The 4,532-nt window shown below is 47.7% G+C and carries 5 protein-coding genes and 1 pseudogene; 5 read left to right on the top strand and 1 reads right to left on the bottom strand.

Annotated features, from left to right (window positions below):
- From AKL28_RS25190 to AKL28_RS23040, 4 genes are all read left to right on the top strand, one after another.
- The coding region (locus AKL28_RS25190) for a hypothetical protein (protein ID WP_231602656.1) at positions 1 to 303 on the top strand (303 nt) is incomplete at its 5' end.
- A 392-nt stretch (positions 304 to 695) separates the two neighbouring features.
- Positions 696 to 1,193, top strand: a complete 498-nt coding sequence (locus AKL28_RS24720; RefSeq protein ID WP_156226459.1) for a hypothetical protein — start codon at positions 696 to 698, stop codon at positions 1,191 to 1,193.
- 77 nt (positions 1,194 to 1,270) lie between these two features.
- Entirely contained in the window at positions 1,271 to 1,792 is a 522-nt protein-coding gene (locus AKL28_RS24715; protein WP_156226458.1) for a hypothetical protein, read from the top strand.
- 221 nt (positions 1,793 to 2,013) lie between these two features.
- On the top strand, positions 2,014 to 2,655 hold the full coding sequence (locus tag AKL28_RS23040; RefSeq protein ID WP_050470629.1) for a DUF6988 family protein: 642 nt from the start codon (positions 2,014 to 2,016) through the stop codon (positions 2,653 to 2,655).
- An 11-nt stretch (positions 2,656 to 2,666) separates the two neighbouring features.
- Here AKL28_RS23040 and AKL28_RS25415 read toward each other — a convergent pair.
- Positions 2,667 to 2,855, bottom strand: a pseudogene (locus AKL28_RS25415) (M20 family metallopeptidase); the annotation flags it as partial.
- A 136-nt stretch (positions 2,856 to 2,991) separates the two neighbouring features.
- On the opposite strand from AKL28_RS25415, the gene AKL28_RS23035 reads away from it, so the two are divergent.
- On the top strand, positions 2,992 to 4,532 hold a 1,541-nt coding region (locus AKL28_RS23035), incomplete at its 3' end, for a DUF7380 domain-containing protein (RefSeq protein ID WP_156226457.1).

The following is a 4,532-nucleotide window of genomic DNA, read 5'->3' as shown; positions in this document are numbered from 1 at the left end:
GAACTAGCTATTGCCTTCTCTTTGCCGATTATCTATACAGTTCTTTCTTCAATCTTCTTTTGGAGAAAAATCAATCGTCCCTGGTTTTTTTCGCTCACATCATTGATCTTACTTTTTATTTGTTATGGCCTGGTGATGGACTGGACTCTTTCTGCGCCTCCAACCGAGCATTTTAGGATCGTCACGCCACCACCGCTGTTTGGTCCGCTGAGAGTCCCAATGTTGATATTTACTTTGCTCTCGTTACCAATCCTGTATTTTTTAGGGATATGGTTTCGGAAATCTCAAAAGTTAGCTCGATAGAATGTTGGCAAACGGCCAGGAGCGGCCGGCTCCTGACTGGGAAAGAGTTGCGTAACCACATGTTTTGGAGGGAATTTATGCTTGAAGGGCCGTATCGTTCGAGTCGTTGGCGAGAACATTTTCTGAGCATCGAAGGCGTTCTGCAAATACTGATGATTCCCGCAGGTCTGGGATATCTTTCCATTTCAACCTATGAGGCTTGGATCAATGGAAGGTACGTCACATCCATCTTTTATGCTGCTGGCGTAGCGGTACTTTTAGCAATTGCATTTGTCGTTGTCAGAGCACTTTTTAGAGGCTGGAATCGCTAAACAGGTGAATACTGTTTTTCGTCTCCTCTCGGCCATAAGAAGACTTAAGGCCTCAACGGCCCTCTCATTAGAAGCAGAAATATGAAATTACCGGTAATCACTTTGATTTTGGCTGTGACGTCGCCTTTCGCACACGCAGAGCCATTTTCCTTACCTGTACAGCAGAAAGAGATACTGTGTGCAGTGGCAATTTCCGGCGACTTGGGATACAAAACAGAGGACTTAAGGGCATTCACCACCGCGGCTCGTGGATGTGTGGAGTTATCAAACGCAGAAAAATACGGCGTTCAGGATCCTGTCTCTGAACGATGTCTGCCCACGCTCCAGCGCGCACGAGAATCAATGAATGGAAAATCCATTACAGTCGATGAACATGCCATTACGGACATGTGTTTAAACGTGTTGAAAGCCAAGTCGTTCGATGAAGCCATTTTACGCAGTGGCAAGGATGCATACATCCAGGAAATCAGCGGAGATGCGATTCTTAGATCAACTTCTTGTAAACAGAACGGTATGTCCGGATACCAATGTGTGCTGTTTTATAGAGAATTGGCTGGTGACACTTCGGCCACACAATAAGCCGTCCAAGAAGAAAGTCCGTTTTCGGCCAGAAGCACCTCAATTTGCATTTATCGAATATAAAAAGGAAAAGAGAGATGAAATGGTGCCATGGATGGTTTGCCTGCTTTGCATTGTTTCCACTTGTTTTTTGCACCTTACATTGCCATGCATTTGAATTTGCGGGATACAAAAGCGGCGTTAGTTTGCAAGACACGCAAGCAAGGGCTGTCCAACTCGGAGATGCGGCTAACTCTGTCGGTTCAATCTTGACAATTAATCGTCGTATTGCTGAGACGGATGGATTTGACACATATCTTTTATTTTTTTGTAATAACCGGCTCTATCAATTGAATCATCCAGAGCCATTTTCGGCATCGTCATTCGTCACCCTATTGAAGAACCAAATGGATCAATACGGAGTGCCGGAGGTTACATCTAGTCGACTATCCATCGGCAACAACAATCCTGTGACACAAGCAGAATTTAAATGGAAGACGGCATCCGACATCATCAGTCTATCGATCAATGCTTCGGATGGATCAAGGGAGGAATTGAAGATAGCCCCTAGCATGGTCCAGCTATATTCAGATTCGACTATTGAATGCTCTAAACAATAAAAGCAAGCTTCTTATATCAGACGAAGATTTACGATTTTGTCTGCTTAAAGAAATTTATGCGAACAAGGTGTGAGCCAAGGAATTAACTGAATCTACAAGCCAGTCAAAGACGACGTCCACTTTCGGCCAGAAGCAGACTTCCGCTCGGACCAACTTTATTCATTGTGGTCTTGCCTACAGCTAAAGGAGCGACTGTCTTCACAACTAGACAAGGAGGGGACATGCAGTCCGAAATTGAATTTCAGAAACTGACATATCTCGTTGAAAAGGTTGGGATGATTATGCAGGGGATCAATGTCCCCTCAGATCCGAGATCCAAACTTTCGATTGGATGCCTACATTCGGCTACCGAACATCAAGCTTCAATAACACTGCTCTATTCCATGCAGATGTATGGCTCTGCATTTTCCCTTTTGCGAGTTCTTTTTGAGTCTACGATTCGAGGTATGTGGCTTAGTAGAGCTGCAAGCGAAGAAGACTTGAAGCGGTTTATTAATGGAGTAAAAAAGGAGTTTGGAGATCTCGTTAAAGAAGTTGAAGCTACCGCTCCCGATCTGAATGGTTCGCTCACTGCACTCAAGAACTTACATTGGAACGCAATGAACGGTTTTACCCACACTGGAATTCATCAAGTTTCCCGGCGCCATGGAGCCACTGCCCTAGGGGCCTTTTATGCAGAATCTGACTTGATGAAATTGCTCAAAGCCACATCAGTTCTAGGAATATTGGCCTATGGAGAAATCATTGAGCTAAGCCAAAGTCCCGAAGTTCTGGCCAAGGTGAAAAAGACTATTAACGAAATCGACCAGTGGGCTATAGACAAGGCCGCGGCAACTCAGCCAAAGCACACCTCAGATAAGTAAGACGACCCGTGCTAGCAGAATACACGCGAAAGAGTCGTAATACAGATATTCGGTAGGCCCTCACCGTCCGCGCCCAATCCATCCAATGTTGGCACGCCCAAAGCCGCAGTGAAGTTGGCATCACTACCACCTCCGGTGGTGGGGGCCCCGTCCAGATCGCATCCGGCTAGTCGTGCGGATTTCTTTGCGAAAGCAAGTAGGTCGTCACCAAAAAATAGTATCCATGCCGACCACTGGTCTAGCGAGTTCCCAGAATCCACTCGCTCTTAGCGAAGCGGATTCTCCAATAAGTGCATCTGATATGCTAGTGCGAATGATTTGCTGGGGAGGCAAACGGTGGCTATATCGGCACAACAATTAAAATCGCTTGATCTCGATAATCGCGTTGCCCTGCAGACATGCGGGGACTATTTTGCGTTGGAGAAGGAGCTGGAGGACGCTGCAAAGGCGTCAGAAGCTGCGGGCGACCAGAACTCGATGAATGCGTTCCGTCTGCTATCCCACATATGTACTTTCTCAATGAGGACGAATGAGGGCGATCCTTTCACTCCGCGCTTCATCATTGACGGCCGGCGCAGCCCAATGCCGATCGACTATACCGGTGAACAAACAACTCAATTCTCCGAAGCTACGGAATTCATTTCACCTCCACTCTTACAGGCGCGAGTGGCAGACACTGTCTGGTACAACGACAGATCCAAATGGCAGATCGCGCTGATCGCGATCAGCGCATATTTTGAAAGTATAAGGCTGCTTCTTTCGAAAGCCATTCGTCCTCAGTTTGAGCCTGACAATGATATCTACCACGATGCGTTCGACTACTTTGAACGTGGGCTAGAGATCGCAGCGCAAGCCAACAAGAAAAACCCATTTCCGCAAGTGCTTGTTGATACCTTTGAAGTGCTGTATCAACGCACAAAAGAATCTCCAGAATTTATTGGTTTCTCGCGCATGGCCGAGATCGGCGGTCGTTCGGGTTTACGAACCTGGGAGCAGATAGCCAATGATGCCTTTGGCGTGGCCACTCAAGCGGATGAGCGAAAGCAGTATCCCGCCTTTCGACAGAGAATATGGGAGGTTGCTGCCACCGCGTATAAGCGTATAAAAGACAAAGATCAGGAACGGTTGTGTCGAATCAAGGTAGCGGACTCAATGCTCGCGATGCGCTCTTGCGTGACAGGCGCCGGCGCTCAAGCTTCGTGGACAATGGATGCTATCGGCTACCTGAGGGATGCAGGCGGTTTCCAGAAAAGGACTGAAGAACTCACCTTGGAGCTACGCGCTCTTCAAGTCGAAGCACTGGAGGAGATGGTAACCTTTGAGTACCCGATGGATCTCTCGGAGGAATGGCAGGAAGTTCAGGTGACATTCGCGGACCTGACCTTGTCTCAGGCACTACGACTGCTGGTTGGACTTGTGCCGACTCCACAAATTAAGGATCTCGACGAGCGGGCTAGGAAGAGCCAAGAGTCGTTTTTATTTTCCCAATTTGGTAGCCATCATCTGGACGACAAGGGGAAAGTCATATCCGTGACTCCGTCGGCGAAGCGCAATGGCGAGCTGGACGAAAAATGGCTAAAAGACCAAAGATCGAGCAACCTCAGCTTTGACAGAAAGTACTTAGTTGGAAGTCGCATCGAGCCGGCCCGACGAATATTTGCAGCGAAGTTTCCTGTCGGGACATACTGCTTTGATCCGATCATAAGCGCCAGTCCGTTTGTGCCTCCAGGGCACGAGTTCTTATATTCCCTCGGTTTCTCTAGCTTCTTCCAAGGCGACTACATACGTGCCGCCCACGTGTTAATTCCTCAACTTGAGGCGTCTTTGCGCCATCTACTGGAAGCAGTGGGTACTCCATCAGAGAAGATCAAACCGGA

The sequence above is a fragment of the Herbaspirillum chlorophenolicum genome, assembly GCF_001189955.1.
GTDB classification, from domain to species: domain Bacteria; phylum Pseudomonadota; class Gammaproteobacteria; order Burkholderiales; family Burkholderiaceae_D; genus Herbaspirillum; species Herbaspirillum chlorophenolicum.
Note: the sequence above shows the minus strand (reverse complement) of the source record. Positions and strands in the feature narration are given on the sequence as shown.

What these genes read in the sequence shown, in the direction of transcription:
- AKL28_RS24715 (WP_156226458.1), top strand. Translation starts at nt 1,271, where the DNA reads ATGAAATGGTGCCATGGATGGTTTGCCTGCTTTGCATTGTTTCCACTT.
- AKL28_RS24720 (WP_156226459.1), top strand. Translation starts at nt 696, where the DNA reads ATGAAATTACCGGTAATCACTTTGATTTTGGCTGTGACGTCGCCTTTC.
- AKL28_RS23040 (WP_050470629.1), top strand. Translation starts at nt 2,014, where the DNA reads ATGCAGTCCGAAATTGAATTTCAGAAACTGACATATCTCGTTGAAAAG.